Genomic DNA, 15,142 nt, shown 5'->3' on the forward strand with positions numbered 1-15,142 from the left:
ACAAGATGTCAAATCTGGATGAAAGTGGGTAAGTTAGGGTAGAGCGCAATTAACAGCTCATTTATGAAACAGCAGCAGATACTAAAATGCGCGAGTCTATTGAGCCGCGCATTTTTTGTAGCAGAGGATTAACTTTTATCTTTCTGTTTCCAGTTGGCCTGAACCTGCTCGGCCACTTTTGGATAGTCCAGAATAAAACGGATATGGCTTTCGACACCGGTTTTCAAGGTCACATCATCGACAATGAAATTCGGGTTGTGGTTCGGTGCGGCTTTTGCCTGATCCTGATCTGCTGGCGTGGCACCGACAAATACGAAGAGCGATGGCATAAGCTGGCCATAGTAAGCAAAGTCTTCACTGGCGCTGGCATTGTTATCTAAAACATGCAATTTATCTTCACCATGCACGCTCGCCAATGTCGGGCGCATTAATTCAGTCAAGGTTTTATCATTGGTGGTTACCGGTGCATAAGGTGCAATTTCGACTTTCACCTTGACGTCATTGGCAGCGGCATTGTGTTCCAGCATTTTTGGCAAGTCTTTTAAAATGCCCTGACGCACATCTTCACTATTGGAACGGATGGTACCGACCATATTGACCTGATCTGGAATGACGTTACCGGTGGTGCCACCCTGAATACTACCGATACTCACCACCCCCATCCCTTTGGTCAGGTCAGCTTTACGGCTGATCAGACTTTGTAAATTGGTCACCATCTGGGCAGAAGCGTAAATCGGGTCTTTACCTGCCCAAGGCATGGAACCATGTACCTGACTGCCATTGACCTGAATACGTAGATGATCGGCACTATTCAAAATCGCACCATCTTTGTAGAAGATATTGCCACTTGGCATGCCTGCCATTACATGCATCCCGAAAATCACTTCAGGTTTTGGACTGTTCAAGGCACCATCGGCAATCATTTTGCGGGAACCAATCTGATCGCCATGAGTAAAGTTATCAATATCTGCACCACCTTCTTCAGCCGGCTGGAATACAAACACCACTGTACCCGCAATTTTATCTTTATTGGCGGCCAGCACTTTGGCTGCACCCAATAACATGGCGGTATGCGCGTCATGGCCACAGGCATGCATCACATAAGATTCTTTGCCTTGATAAATCGCTTTTTGTTTACTGGCGAAAGGCACGGGTGCAGTTTCTTTAATTGGTAAGGCATCCATATCTGCACGTAAGGCCATCACAGGGCCGGGTTTTGCACCTTTTAATACACCGATTACACCGGTTTTGGCATAGCCTTTACGTACTTCAATACCGTAGGATTTTAATTCTTTTTGGACCAGTTCCGAGGTTTTGAATTCCATGTTGCCCAGTTCAGGATGCTGGTGGATATGCTGGCGTAATTTGATGGTGTGTGCTTCAGCAGCTTGTACAGAATCATCAATCCAGTCGGCCAGGCTGAACTGGCTACAGAAAAGAAGAGGGAGACAAAAGGAGATCTGCTTATACATGTTCATACTTCGGGAGAACCTTAAGAATTTTAAACGGTTAAAGTGATTCTTTAGGATGGCATACTGATCTAAATTCAAGCAAAACCCTCTAAGTATTTTTTGATACTTTAAAGGTATTCTGGATGTTAATAGCTGTTCTCAAAGAGCTTTATTTGCTCTTTTACATTGTAAAGATATGTATCCAAATTGATTTTTTATATTTATAAGGTATGAGACTAATAAAAATAACCACATGAAAAATGATTAGGAAAAAGAAAAAATGATTCCATTTATATCTATAGCCTGGATGAAGTGAAGATTTTTTAACGTCTTAAAATAATTTTGGCATTTAGATTGCATTCACTCTTCCGTAATATTTTTTATGACGGAAATTGAACACATGTTAAAACCTTTGGCTTTATCTCTGGCAGTGGCTTCAAGCTTAAGTTTTATTTCGACAAGCATATGGGCTGAAGACTTTAAAATACTAAAACAGCTGGAAAATAAACCGACATTACTCAAAAGTGGTGAATATAAAGGTCATTATTATGTGCCGAGTACCTTGAATACGATTACGTGGGGTTATCTGCCAAATAAAGATGCAAAACCTGTTTTAACTGTCCCTTCAGGTAGCACAGTTACTTTCGATACAGTTTCACATGAAGGGCTGCTAGAGGATCAGGGCCGTAATGCAGAGAAATATTTCACCTCAAAAGGTGTCAAGCCTGAGCATGTATTGGACGAAGCCAAGCTGATCACGAATTCCAAGTTAAAACATGATTTCCATAAAGATGGACCACACATTATTACCGGGCCTGTCTATGTAGAAGGGGCAATGCCGGGCGATATTCTAAAGGTAGAGATTCTAAAAGTTGAACCGCGTGTGCCTTATGGCGTGATTTCAAACCGTCATGGCAAAGGAACCTTACCCGAATTTCCGAAACGTCAGAAACATGAGCATGCATCTCCAGCCAATCCTGAGGCTTATGGCAACGTGTCCATTTTTACCCCAATTGAGAAAAATGCTGATGGCGTATGGGAAGGCGTTTTAAAAACTGAATCTGGCAAAGCGATACGTTTCCCGCTGAATCCGTTTATGGGCACGATGGGCGTTGCACCAAATACCAGTGAGCCTGTGCACTCTGTGCCGCCATCATTTTATGGCGGGAATATCGACATTAATGAATTAGGAGCAGGGGCTACGGCTTATTATCCTGTACAAGTGCCAGGTGCTTTATTCTATACAGGCGATAGTCACTTTGTACAAGGCGATGGCGAGGTGGCTTTAACTGCCTTGGAAGGATCGGCGCGTGCGACTTTAAAATTCACTTTACTTAAATCTGGCAAGGATAAAATTCCAGGTGCAGAGATTAAACAGCCGCTGGCTGAAAATGCTGAATTCTGGATTACGCCGGGTCTGGATGAAGACTTAGATGAAGCCATGCGTAAATCCACCCGTGAAGCGATCCGTTTTCTGGTCAATGAATATGGCATTTCTGAAGAAATTGCCTATGCCTACTTAAGTGCTGCGACTGACTTTGAAGTGTCACAAGTGGTCGATCGAACCAAAGGTATTCATGCCATGATTCGTAAAGCGGATTTTAAGGAGTTTAAAAAAGACGCGAAATAATTTTTGAATAAAACTTAGAAAAATAGGTTTGTGCTTTTGCCAACTGATTTAGACATGGTCAGTTGGCTTTTTCTTTTGTAAGCGGCTGAAACTGTTTAGTATGTAAGAAATAAATAATCAAATTAAAATATGTGGGGAAACGTGCAAGAACAACAAACTCAAGCTGTGGTTTTACAGCAGCCAAAAGATCAGAAAGTGTATTTAGATGTGCAACATTCAACAGATACCATAGCAATATTATCTTTCGCTTTATCTATAATTATCGCTTTAATTTTAGGCAGTTTAGCGACTTTGTTAGCTTATTGGTATGGACGGAAAAGTTTTAAATTGACAGAAATGTCTTTTAAAACTGTGGTTGAGCAAATTAAATCATCTGAAACAACTGCATTGGATTTAAACAGTAAGCTATTTAATCAACAATTAGTTCTACAGGATAGAGAGCAAAAAAACCTCCAAAAAGTACAATGGATTGATAGTTTTAGACTGCTAGCGCAGAGTTATATGTCAAAAAATATAGAGTTACTGTTTAAACTCGATAGATTTCAAGAGAAATATTTACATTTTCCCAAAAATGTAAAGATAGATGATAAAACCGAGGCAGGAAAATGTTTAGATCAAATTTCTTTGTTGATTGAAGAAAGTGTCATATTGACGAGTCATATTGCTTTATTTCTTGAATCCTATGCCCTCACAGATAATAAAATTATTCATTTTTCTGATTTTTTCAATCAAACAGCTCAAGATACCAAAAAGGAATATCTCAATATAAGCTCAAAAGAAGCTCTTACTAAATATAAAAAACAGGAATAGTTCGAGATACTGATGAAATAAGCAAGGAGCTTTATTCTGATTCTAATGAACATATTAATTCATTAGAAAATAAAGATAGGTTGGGTGTATTGGGAGTCTATAGTCGTATGATTGGTGAGGAATTTAAAATAATAATAAATGAAAAAGCAGCCTAAGCTGCTTTTATTACCACTTCTATTTCGATTCAGGTGGCGTCATCCCAAACTGCAAATACGCCATATTGGTAGCGATACGACCACGCGCAGTACGCATCACATAACCTTGCTGAATCAAGTAAGGCTCAATCACATCCTCCAACGTACCAGAATCTTCTGCCATGGCAGCAGCCAAGGCTTCAACACCGGCAGGACCACCATCAAAACGCTCAAGCAACATTGACAAGTAACGACGATCGAGTGTGTCTAAACCATTTTTATCGACTTTGAGCATATCTAAAGCACGTTGGGCCATATCCTGATTGATTTCCCCCGTTCCTTTGACCTGAGCGTAATCACGAACTCGACGTAACAATCGGTTAGCAATACGCGGTGTACCTCGTGAGCGACGGGCAATTTCCTTTGCGCCATCTCCAGTCATCGGTACATCCATCAAGTTGGCTGAACGTTTGACAATATGGGTTAAATCTTCAACCGAATAAAACTCTAAACGTTGCACGATTCCGAAACGGTCACGCAGCGGAGAGGTGAGTAGACCGGCACGTGTGGTGGCTGCTACCAAGGTAAATGGCGGTAAATCCAGTTTAATCGAACGGGCAGCCGGGCCTTCACCAATCATGATGTCGAGTTGATAATCTTCCATCGCCGGATACAGGATTTCTTCAATGACCGGTGAAAGACGGTGAATCTCGTCAATAAACAGGACATCGCCTTCTTCCAGATTCGTTAGCATGGCTGCTAAATCACCGGCACGTTCTAGTACCGGGCCAGAGGTTGACTTGAGATTGCCCCCCATTTCACGGGCAATAATATTGGCCAATGTCGTTTTACCCAGACCTGGCGGGCCAAAGATCAGCGTGTGATCGAGAGCTTCTTCACGGCCACGGGCTGCGCCAATGAAAATTTCCATTTGCTCACGGACCACCGGCTGACCGATATAGTCATCTAGGGAAGTCGGACGGATGGCACGATCAAAGTGATCTTCGGGTTTTTCAGAACCACTGATGAGACGGTCTTGCATCTTTTGAGTTAATCTCTATGGTTTATTTGAGGTGAATAAAGTCATAGCCTCAAAATGCTCTTGGAATTTCTATGCCATTAAGTCGGCATGCTCTTACTTTTGACTGGGCAAAAGTAACAAAACCCATTTGTTAAACTGATGCTACATCCTGATCGCACAGTTTAGCAGGCGACATCCATGTCGCTAGGCAGATTCTGATACTGGCATAAATTCTATATCCAGTATCTGTGCTATTACTTATTCATCGACTTTAATGCAGCGCGGATAATATCGCTGGCTTCAGTAAATTCACCTTTGGCAGCATTCACCAGTTTTTGTGCTTCAGCAGGTTTATAGCCCAACGACTGTAATGCTGCTTCCGCTTCAGCCACGGCTGAATTACTCATAAACTGAATTTGTGGTGCAGTTGAATTACTTGGTGCAGCACCTGAAGCCATGGCTTTAAAGCGGTCACGTAATTCAATCATCAGGCGTTCTGCAGTCTTTTTACCCACCCCCGGAACCTTGACCAGAGTATTGATATCTTCATGTTCAACGGTGTGGATCAGCATTTCCACACTTAAAGTGGAAAGGATACCAAGCGCCATTTTCGGACCAACGCCGTTCACCTTTAATAAGGTACGGAAAATGGTTTTTTCTTGCGCATTGATAAAGCCATAAAGTAACTGGGCATCTTCACGAACAGCCAGATGGGTCCACAGGGTAATTTTCTGGCCTTTTTGCAACTGACAGAAAGTGGTTAAAGGGGTGTCAATCTCATAACCTACGCCGTTCACATTTAATAAAACAGTCGGTGCTTCCAGCGCCAGCACTTCCCCAATCAGGCATCCAATCATTTTTTATATACTCAAATTTAATACAGGCATAGTAGTCAGCATTTTTGATAAAGGCAAAACTCTATCAGTTAAAAGCAGTGATTTTGCTGAGATTTTCATCAGGCGCTCGTTCGCATTAGAGTAACCCGGCTTTATTGCCATGCAGTTCCTGCGCCAGATTATAAGCCTGATGATCCGAGAACTTGGAGACAATATCTAGCACCTGCATAATGTTGTCATAATGATCAGCGCTAAACTGCGCACCCGAGCGTTTTAAAATAGCCATTAAACGCTGCTCTTTAAAGCTTAAAGTTTTGTGCGGCGTGGTCAGTGGAATAAAGGCATCCAGAATCGTTTGCAGACTTTGATGCGCGATAATTTCCAGACCGGCTTTTTGCGGATGTTCGAAGATCTTGTCTCGCGCCAGTTCTTTGGCCCGGTTAATGCCAATCTCAATGTCGGCACTACAATAACCCAGCAATGAGCCTTGCAATTGGCCCATCAGAATTTCCTGCTGATGTCGGGCAAAGGCTGTGGTGACTTCATCTACCAGACGTTTCATGACCCGACCACGTAAGGCGGCAATTTTTTGTTGCCAGGTGGTATTAGGCAGATTGATTTCTTCAGGTGTGCCATATTCTCCCAGCAAGTTCAGGAAAACTGGCTCGACTTCGGTGTAACTGAGCATATTCAGGCTAATACCATCTTCCAGATCAATCAGGGCATAGCAGATATCATCCGCAGCTTCTAGAAGATAGGTCAGCGGATGACGACAATAATGATATTCACCAAGCTGGATTAATCCTAGCTGTTCAGCAATTTCCTGCAAAATCTCTTTTTCAGACTGGTAACAACCAAATTTAGGACGTCGGCTGGCAGGGGTGTTGCCAGTCGGGTCAATCGCCTCAGAGAGCCACGGATATTTAAGATAGGCACCGAGCGTGGCATAGGTCAGGCGCATGCCGCCATCATAAGGATGGTAATCGATCTTGGTCAGCAGGCGCAGGCCTTGGGCATTGCCTTCAAACTGGCGTACATCGGCTTCCTGTTCAGGACTCAAATCTTTTAAAAAGTCGGTATGAGATGCATCGTCAAACCATTCCCGAATGGCGTATTCACCGGCATGCCCAAAAGGTGGATTACCGATATCATGTGCCAGACAGGCGGCCTGAATGATGGCACCGACATCAGCCGGAGAAATCCAGGCAGGTAAATTATCTTTGATTTTCTCTGCAGCCAGCATACCGAGTGAACGGCCAATACAGGAGACTTCTAGCGAATGGGTCAAACGGGTATGAATACCATCATGCTGGGTCAGTGGATGGACTTGGGTTTTGCGGTTTAATTGCCGGAAGCTTTGCGAAAAAATAATACGGTCATAATCTTTATGAAACGGGCTGCGTGCCAGTTCAGTGCTCTGCTTTTTACTACCAATCCGAACTGTCGAAAGCAGTTCTAACCAACGCATTTGAGTCATTTATCATTATTCAGTGATCCACTATTTGCATCATGCCAAAAAACTGGTTCGGGCACTAGGGCAGTGCGACATGAATTGTCATGCTGCATATGGTTATTTTAGCCAGCTGTAAAAGACTGAGAATTAAAAATTGAAACTATCAAATGAACAATAAAAAAGCAGGCTATTAAACCTGCTTTTTATACGGTAAAGAATCAGATTAGCTCTTTACCATTCTTCTTGGCCTGTTGTGTGTCTTTATAGACATTCAGGCAAATCGTGAACAGGACCAGGCTTGCCACTAATGGCCAAAAAAGTACATATAGGGTCAATAATTGACTTGTCATCTGAAATCTCCTTATTTACTTTTCTCAGATAGCTGGTGAAATTCAATCACCATCTTGTTGATTTGCTTAAAATCAAATTTTTCTTTGCTGTAGAGTAGCGTCAACACAGTACATACCAGCGCACTACTGCCATACGCTGTCAGTGAGCTTAACAAGGTGCCGTATTCACGCAAGAAGCCGATGGTCCATGGCATGAAGCCAATACTGGCCAATATGCCAACGACCAGACCCACTTTCTTGCCGAAGAAACCAAAGGTCATCAAACCCAGCACCACACCAATCCCCAGGGTCGCAACGAGTTCAAAGCCAAGTGCGATCAATCCCTGAATCGGAAGCCATTCAAAACGTACTATCAGAAAGCTGAAAAATGCCAGGCCCACTGACCAGTTAAAGGCCCGGGCATTCACCTTGTCCCAATACAGGCTGACAATCACCGGGAATACAATAGAGCCCCAAAGCGCACCCACAAAAATCAGCATCGACAAAATGTCAAATTTCAAGGTGGCAATCAAAATTCCAAGCATGGTGGCAACGATCATGGTCATACGGCCAATAAATAGCATTTTCTTTGGATCAGGGCGGTTTTTCGCAATCTGTTTGCCATAAATGTCCGTCATGACAATCGCAGACAGAGCAGACAGATCCGAGTCAGCGGTAGAAGACAGGGCTCCAATCACCATGATGAATAACAGCGCGACCATAAATGGCGAAAGATAAGTCGCTGCCATTTGTGGAATCAGGTTATTCAGGTTGCCATCAATGGGTTGAATACCTGCAAATAGTGCCAGTAATCCAAGCATGCCTAGACCAATGACAATTGCAGCATAACCAATGGTTGCAGTGATAAAACTCGGTTTGATCAGGTCTTCACGGACTGCAAACAGGCGCTGGGCAATGGTCTGATTACCAATCGCATAGGCCAATACGGCAACAAAAAATGGTGCGCCTTGTTCCAAAAAGGCTGTTTTAGAGAAAAAATCCAGCTGTTCCGGTTGCAGGTGATGAATTCCGCTTTGAAACAGGGATGGCCCACCTAAGGTAAAGAATAAGGTTGGAATAATGATCACAGCCGCGACAATCATTGCCACCAGTTGACCAAAATCGGTAAAGACTGAGGAACGGAACCCCGACCAGAGGGTATAGGACAGTACACCGATACCAGTAATCAGCACGCCATGGATAAAGCTTAAAGGAGATAAAATTTCAACCAGTGCCCCGGCAGCGGTAAAGTTCACCATCAGGCTGATCACGCTACCCACAATATTGGAACCTGCCAGAATCATCTGACTTTGATTGCCATGCCGGGCATGCATGATTTCTGCCAAAGTATGTGCATTAGGTGCCAGTTCACGAAAGCGCTTGCCAAAGGGATAGATAAATAAAATCATCAGCGCACCCCACAAACCATAGTGGAGGGCACCAGACACGCCGTATGTATATCCGGATGAAGCTGCTGCATAAAACGAGGCAGCCCAGATCCAGGTGGCGGTCATACTGGCAGCAGACATTCCAAATCCGATGGAGCCATTCGAAACCATGTAGCCATCGACATTTTCATTTTTCTGTTTAATGCGTAACGATAGTAGAAAGGTGATGCCATAGAAAAGCACCATCAATAGTACAGTTGCTGTACTAGTGAACTGAAACATACATACTCCTTAAGCGGGTCACCTTTTGTTTTTGAAAGTTAAATCATTGGTGACAGATTAAGGCTCTAAAATAGACAGAGCAGTGAAGCTATAGAACATCAAAAAGTGAGTGTCCGAATATAGAATTTATATTCATCTCTACAGCAGAAAGGAAAAACCATTGCCAGGCCCGGAATTTGGACGTTTTCTCAGCAATGGAGCAAGAGCCTAACATAAAATCATCAAATTTACTGATGAAGTATCTATTTTGTAAGATTTCTGGCTGATATAGAGATGTAAGCTCGTTACTCTTACCTTTGAATAAAAAAATATTTTTTTGTCATTTTTTTAGCAATTACAAATATTTATTTTAAAATTTTTGAGTTAAATAAAAACTGAGAATACGGATTAAATAAAAAAGGTAACAAAATTTTATTATTAATCATTTCTTCATTATTTTTTTAGATAGTCCTCATAATTACTGGTAAATTTTTTCATAAATACGAGTGGTGTTTTGCTATTTATATTGTGCTTTTTACGCATAATAGAACTAATGAATAAGTGATGAAATTTCAAAATATTGGATATGATGGGGTAATTTTATCGATATAATCTTTGGTCTTTTAGATCAGTAAATTTTACTTAATTATGATCTAAGAAGATAAACATCAAATATGAAAAAATAAAAGGATCAAATAAGGAATTTTATTTTTATTCTTTTAGAAGATGAGAATAGATGTTCGGTTTTTGTTCTGAAGATTATGTTAAATTAAAATACCACTCAGTATTAATTATTCGTTTATAGAGGGTGGTAATTTGCCTCTAGTGCCCTAATGGAGGAGATGGGCAGAGAACTGTTCCTTGTAGTGCAGAACGGCAGAAGACCTTTAACCAATTTTCTAATCTTGAGGGTGAAAGGTGAGAGTCAATCAAAATAATTAAAAACAGCGTGCAAAAATAGAACTTCATGAAAAACCTGGTTCTTAAGTATTTTATTCTGTTTTATACAGGAGTTTTGGCAAGTTATAGCCATACAATCTGAACAAGAATTTGTCATGATTGTTGTTGAAAAATAATACAATTTTTATATATAAAATTATTCTGAACTGGTTTTGATTTTTCTTTAAAAAAATGTGATAACCTGTGCGACTACATTCAATTTTCCTGACTGAAAATAAACAAAATTTTTTAAAAGTCCAGGGTATTTCAGCTATAGTTTTCTGATTTGGCATCTAGCCGATTTCCTTATTTCACAGTAGAATATGCGCTCTCTCAAGTCACATTGTGGCATGGTTGTTCAGACCATCCCGTGGAGCCAAAATCAGCATGTTTATCGTTGCCGGTGCACCCGCACATTCTTCTTTTAAGAAAACTCAACTATTATCGCGTTTGACGTCAATTAGTTCTGTTCAATCAATTGAAAGTCAATGGGTCTACCTCTTTGACCAAGCGCTCAGCGAGCAACAACAGCAATCAGCTTTACAGCTTCTCAACGATGGTCAATCTTTTGAATTGCACCAGGCTGCAAGTGATGAAATTCAGATTTTAGTCACACCGCGCGTCGGAACCATCTCTCCTTGGTCCTCTAAAGCGACGGATATTTTCAAAAACTGTAATACGCCGGTTCATCGTTTAGAACGCGGCGTTTTATTTACTTTGAAAGGCACAAAAGAGCTTTCCAAAGAGGCTCTACAGGTCCTGCACGACCGTATGACCGAAAGCGTATTCAACGCGATTGAAGATGCAGCGGTATTATTTGTGGAAACGGCGCCCAAACCATTGAACTCCATTGATATTCTGGGGGAAGGTAAAGAAGCGCTGGTTAAAGCCAATAATGAATTTGGTTTCGCATTATCAATGGACGAAATTGATTACCTGACTGAAGCTTTCATCAAGCTGGGTCGTAATCCGAATGACATTGAACTGATGATGTTTGCACAAGCCAACTCTGAGCATTGCCGTCATAAAATCTTCGGTTCAGAATGGACAATTGATGGTGAAGTTCAGCCATTGTCATTGTTCCAGATGATCAAAAATACGTATAAAGAATCACCAACAGACGTATTGTCAGCTTATAAAGACAACGCTTCAGTGATTGTGGGTTTTGATACGCAACGTTTCTATCCAACCCTGGAAAATAGTGGACAACACGTTTATAAGTACAAGAGTCAGGCTGCACATATCCTGATGAAGGTAGAGACGCATAATCACCCGACTGCGATTGCACCATTTGCCGGTGCTGCGACAGGTTCAGGCGGTGAAATCCGTGATGAAGGCGCAACTGGTCGGGGTGGTAAACCAAAAGCAGGTTTAACAGGTTTCACTGTTTCTAACCTGAATATTCCAGGCTTTGAACAGCCTTGGGAAGAAAACTACGGCAAACCATCTCGTATGGCATCTCCACTTCAAATTATGATTGAAGGCCCATTGGGTGGTGCAGCGTTTAACAACGAATTTGGTCGTCCTGCATTAAACGGTTACTTCCGTACCTTTGAACAAAACGTCAATGGCGATGTTAAAGGTTTCCATAAGCCAATCATGATTGCCGGTGGTTACGGGAATATCCGTCCGGATCACGTTGAAAAAGATCCGATTCAGCCGGGCGATTTATTGATCGTTCTTGGTGGTCCAGCCATGCTTATTGGTTTAGGCGGTGGTGCAGCGTCTTCTGTAGACAGCGGTAAATTGGGCGAGAACCTGGACTTTGCTTCGGTACAACGTGAAAATCCGGAAATGGAACGCCGTTGCCAAGAAGTGATTGATACCTGCTGGCGCATGGAAGATCACAACCCAATCGTGTCGGTGCATGATGTAGGCGCGGGTGGTATTTCCAATGCCATGCCTGAACTGGTGAATGACCACGAGCTTGGTGCAGTGCTGGATCTGCGTAAGATTCCATCGCTTGAGCCAGGTATGTCTCCAATGGAAATCTGGTCAAACGAAGCGCAAGAACGTTATGTTTTGGCGATTCGTCCATCTTCTTTAGAATTATTTGAATCGATCTGTGCGCGTGAACGTTGTCCGTTTGCAGTACTGGGTGAAGCGACTGAAGCACGTCATTTAACCGTTGAAGATCCATTGTTCGGCAACAAGCCGGTGGATATGCCAATGCAGGTGATGCTTGGTGGTACGCCACGTATGAGTCGTTCATATGAAACGATTGAACGCAAAGGCGATGACTTTGACGCGGCTAAAGTCACTGATCTGAAAGATGCAATCTACCGTGTTATCAAGAATCCAACTGTTGCTTCTAAATCGTTCCTGATCACCATTGGTGACCGTTCAATTACCGGTATGGTTGCGCGTGACCAGATGGTTGGTCGCTGGCAGGTTCCTGTCGCGGATGCTGCTGTGACTACAACAAGCTTGGTGGGTTACACCGGTGAAGCAATGGCAATGGGTGAACGTCCACCAGTAGCCTTGTTGAATCCTGCTGCGTCTGCACGTTTATCAGTTGCTGAATCGATCTCGAACATCATGTCTGCGAAGATTGAAAAAATCAGCGATATCAAACTGTCTGCAAACTGGATGGCGGCTGCCGGTCAACAAGGTGAAGACCAGGCATTATTCGAAGGCGTAAAAGCTATCGGTATGGAAATGTGTCCGGCTCTGGGTATTGCAATTCCGGTGGGTAAAGACTCATTGTCTATGCGTACCACCTGGAATGACGAAGGTGAAGACAAATCTGTGACTTCTCCAATGTCAGGCGTGATTACTGCATTTGCACCAGTAACTGATGTACGCAAGACATTGACGCCTGAACTGAAAGATATTGTATCTGTACTGGTTCGTATTGATCTGTCTAAAGGTCAGTTCCGTTTAGGCGGTTCGATTCTGGCGCAGGTATACAAAGCGATTGGTTCGGTTACGCCTGATGTGGATAGCTTCGATGACTTCAAAGCATTCTTCGCATTGGTTCAAGACTGGAACAACCGTGGCTTGATCAAGGCATACCATGACATCGGTGATGGTGGTTTGGTTGCGACTGTTGCAGAAATGATGTTCGCTTCACGTCTTGGTGTCGCACTAGAAGATCAATCAACTGAAAGCTTATTCGCTGAAGAAATCGGTGCAGTGCTGCAAATCTCGAAAGCAGATTGGGATGCATTACAAGCTGAAGTTGCAGCATCTACGCTTAAAGATGCAATTACAGTGGTGGGTACTGTAAATAACTCTGACCAGTTGTTTGTAAATGGTCTGGTACTTGAACGTAGCAATCTACAGGTGGCCTGGACTGAAGTATCACATCAAATCCAGCGCCTGCGTGACAATGTGGAAACGGCGGATCAGGAATTTGCTTTAATTACTGATAAAGCACACCAAGGTATTATTGCTCAACCGACATTCGACCTAAACGAACCTGTTGAAGCGCCTTTCATTAATTTGCGTCGTCCAAATATGGCAATTCTGCGTGAGCAGGGCGTGAATGGTCATGTAGAAATGGCCGCAGCTTTCGACAAAGTGGGCTTCAATACGGTTGACGTACATATGAGTGACTTGCTGGCAGGTCGTATCAGTCTGGATGATTTTGAAGGCTTGGTAACTTGTGGTGGTTTCTCGTATGGTGACGTGCTGGGTGCAGGCGGCGGCTGGGCAAAATCAGTCTTATTCAATGCCAAGTTACGTGACCAGTTTGAGAAATTCTTTAACCGTCAGGAAACTTTCTCATTAGGTATCTGTAATGGTTGCCAGATGTTGTCCCAATTGGCTCCACTGATTCCGGGTGCTGAACACTGGCCTCGTTTCTACCGTAATAAGTCAGAAGTATTTGAAGCACGTGCAGTCAACGTACGTGTAGAAAAATCGAATTCTGTCTTGTTGCAAGATATGCAGGGTTCGATTCTACCGATCGCTGTAGCGCATGGTGAAGGTCGTGCAGTTGCAACTGCGGAAAACTTTGCTGCACTGAATGCATCGAATCAGGTCGTTTTACGTTATGTCGATAGCCATGGCAATGCAACTGAACAGTATCCATTGAACCCGAACGGTTCACCAGAAGGTATTACTGGTGTAACGTCGCAGGATGGTCGTGCAACGATTATGATGCCACATCCGGAACGTAACTTCCGAGCGATTCAGCATTCTTGGAAACCGGAAGACTGGGATCAGGATGGTGCCTGGTTACGTATGTTCCGTAATGCACGTAAGTTTATTGGTTAATCCATTTTAAATTTCAAGAAAGGGTCGCAAAAGCGGCCCTTTTTATTGGAATATCCGCTTTCAGAGAAAGCTGAATGATTTATTAATTATTCTACTGAATATATATAGATAGGTTACAAATTAACCATAAGACTATCAAAAATCATAAATATAAAAAGGCATGAGAAGAGTAAGCTATTTGTTAAAACTCGAAAAATTAAAAACCCTGAGGGTCCACAAGATGAAAAGAATAAATCTGTTTTGTTTAACAGCGACTTGTGTATTTCTAGCTGCTTGTGCGATGACACCCGAGCAAAAAGCGGAGCGTGCACAAGAAAAAGCGAAAAAACGTTTAGCCTTACAAGTACAAATGGCTCAGCAATGTGATCCTGTAGCAGCTAAACTTATGTCTCAGCTACCTACCATTAGCCAGCTACCTCCAGCACAACGTACCCAATTTGACCAGCAATATGAGGCGCGTGTAAATAATCCAACTTTCCAGTCATGTTATAACATGGCGTTTAAGGCATATAACGAGCAGCAGCAACTGAATCTGGCAGAATTGGAATGGGATACTGATGCAGGCTGGTTTAATAATTCACCATTTAACTGTGAATTCCCGCGTCCAGAAGGACCATTTTGGCGGGCCTGTTAATACTTTACTTAGGTAAGATGATCTAGTAGAAATAC

At 42.7% G+C, this 15,142-nt stretch carries 10 protein-coding genes; 4 read left to right on the forward strand and 6 right to left on the reverse strand.

Going from position 1 to position 15,142, the window contains the following annotated elements; genetic code table 11:
* Positions 1–128 precede the first annotated feature (128 nt).
* Positions 129–1,478: an amidohydrolase gene (locus VXQ92_RS05825; protein ID WP_416680821.1), complete on the reverse strand. Its 1,350-nt coding sequence runs from the start codon at positions 1,476–1,478 to the stop codon at positions 129–131.
* Between the two features lie 373 nt (positions 1,479–1,851).
* Between VXQ92_RS05825 and VXQ92_RS05830 the strand changes: the two genes are divergently transcribed.
* On the forward strand, positions 1,852–3,081 hold the full coding sequence (locus tag VXQ92_RS05830; protein WP_416680822.1) for an acetamidase/formamidase family protein: 1,230 nt from the start codon (positions 1,852–1,854) through the stop codon (positions 3,079–3,081).
* A gap of 141 nt (positions 3,082–3,222) precedes the next feature.
* On the forward strand, positions 3,223–3,891 hold the full coding sequence (locus VXQ92_RS05835; RefSeq protein ID WP_416680823.1) for a hypothetical protein: 669 nt from the start codon (positions 3,223–3,225) through the stop codon (positions 3,889–3,891).
* A 174-nt stretch (positions 3,892–4,065) separates the two neighbouring features.
* Here VXQ92_RS05835 and ruvB read toward each other — a convergent pair whose 3' ends face one another.
* The 5 genes from ruvB to VXQ92_RS05860 all read right to left on the reverse strand — a co-directional run bounded on the left by ruvB (position 4,066) and on the right by VXQ92_RS05860 (position 9,334).
* Complete coding sequence (ruvB, locus tag VXQ92_RS05840) at positions 4,066–5,067, reverse strand: Holliday junction branch migration DNA helicase RuvB (RefSeq protein WP_416680824.1); 1,002 nt, start codon at positions 5,065–5,067, stop codon at positions 4,066–4,068.
* Positions 5,068–5,300: 233 nt separating this feature from the next.
* Positions 5,301–5,903, reverse strand: a complete 603-nt coding sequence (gene ruvA, locus VXQ92_RS05845) for a Holliday junction branch migration protein RuvA (RefSeq protein ID WP_064096246.1) — start codon at positions 5,901–5,903, stop codon at positions 5,301–5,303.
* Between the two features lie 115 nt (positions 5,904–6,018).
* Positions 6,019–7,359, reverse strand: a complete 1,341-nt coding sequence (locus tag VXQ92_RS05850; RefSeq protein ID WP_005106412.1) for a deoxyguanosinetriphosphate triphosphohydrolase — start codon at positions 7,357–7,359, stop codon at positions 6,019–6,021.
* 194 nt (positions 7,360–7,553) lie between these two features.
* Positions 7,554–7,685: a putative transporter small subunit gene (locus tag VXQ92_RS05855; RefSeq protein ID WP_212839209.1), complete on the reverse strand. Its 132-nt coding sequence runs from the start codon at positions 7,683–7,685 to the stop codon at positions 7,554–7,556.
* A gap of 11 nt (positions 7,686–7,696) precedes the next feature.
* Positions 7,697–9,334 carry a sodium:solute symporter family transporter gene (locus VXQ92_RS05860; protein ID WP_416680825.1) on the reverse strand — a complete coding sequence of 546 codons (1,638 nt, stop codon included), beginning with the start codon at positions 9,332–9,334 and terminating at the stop codon, positions 7,697–7,699.
* Positions 9,335–10,639: 1,305 nt separating this feature from the next.
* Here VXQ92_RS05860 and purL point away from each other — a divergent pair.
* The gene (gene purL / locus VXQ92_RS05865) at positions 10,640–14,473 is read left to right on the forward strand and encodes a phosphoribosylformylglycinamidine synthase (protein ID WP_416680826.1); all 3,834 of its coding nucleotides are present in this window, start codon (positions 10,640–10,642) and stop codon (positions 14,471–14,473) included.
* A 220-nt stretch (positions 14,474–14,693) separates the two neighbouring features.
* Positions 14,694–15,107: a hypothetical protein gene (locus VXQ92_RS05870; RefSeq protein WP_064096241.1), complete on the forward strand. Its 414-nt coding sequence runs from the start codon at positions 14,694–14,696 to the stop codon at positions 15,105–15,107.
* Positions 15,108–15,142: the final 35 nt, after the last annotated feature.

The organism is Acinetobacter sp. 228 (assembly GCF_048147885.1).

Excerpts from the sequence above, each read along its gene's own strand:
- ruvB (WP_416680824.1), bottom strand. The coding sequence starts at position 5,067 with ATGCAAGACCGTCTCATCAGTGGTTCTGAAAAACCCGAAGATCACTTT.
- ruvA (WP_064096246.1), bottom strand. The coding sequence starts at position 5,903 with ATGATTGGATGCCTGATTGGGGAAGTGCTGGCGCTGGAAGCACCGACT.
- VXQ92_RS05825 (WP_416680821.1), bottom strand. The coding sequence starts at position 1,478 with ATGAACATGTATAAGCAGATCTCCTTTTGTCTCCCTCTTCTTTTCTGT.
- VXQ92_RS05830 (WP_416680822.1), top strand. The coding sequence starts at position 1,852 with ATGTTAAAACCTTTGGCTTTATCTCTGGCAGTGGCTTCAAGCTTAAGT.
- purL (WP_416680826.1), top strand. The coding sequence starts at position 10,640 with ATGTTTATCGTTGCCGGTGCACCCGCACATTCTTCTTTTAAGAAAACT.
- VXQ92_RS05850 (WP_005106412.1), bottom strand. The coding sequence starts at position 7,359 with ATGACTCAAATGCGTTGGTTAGAACTGCTTTCGACAGTTCGGATTGGT.
- VXQ92_RS05855 (WP_212839209.1), bottom strand. The coding sequence starts at position 7,685 with ATGACAAGTCAATTATTGACCCTATATGTACTTTTTTGGCCATTAGTG.
- VXQ92_RS05870 (WP_064096241.1), top strand. The coding sequence starts at position 14,694 with ATGAAAAGAATAAATCTGTTTTGTTTAACAGCGACTTGTGTATTTCTA.
- VXQ92_RS05860 (WP_416680825.1), bottom strand. The coding sequence starts at position 9,334 with ATGTTTCAGTTCACTAGTACAGCAACTGTACTATTGATGGTGCTTTTC.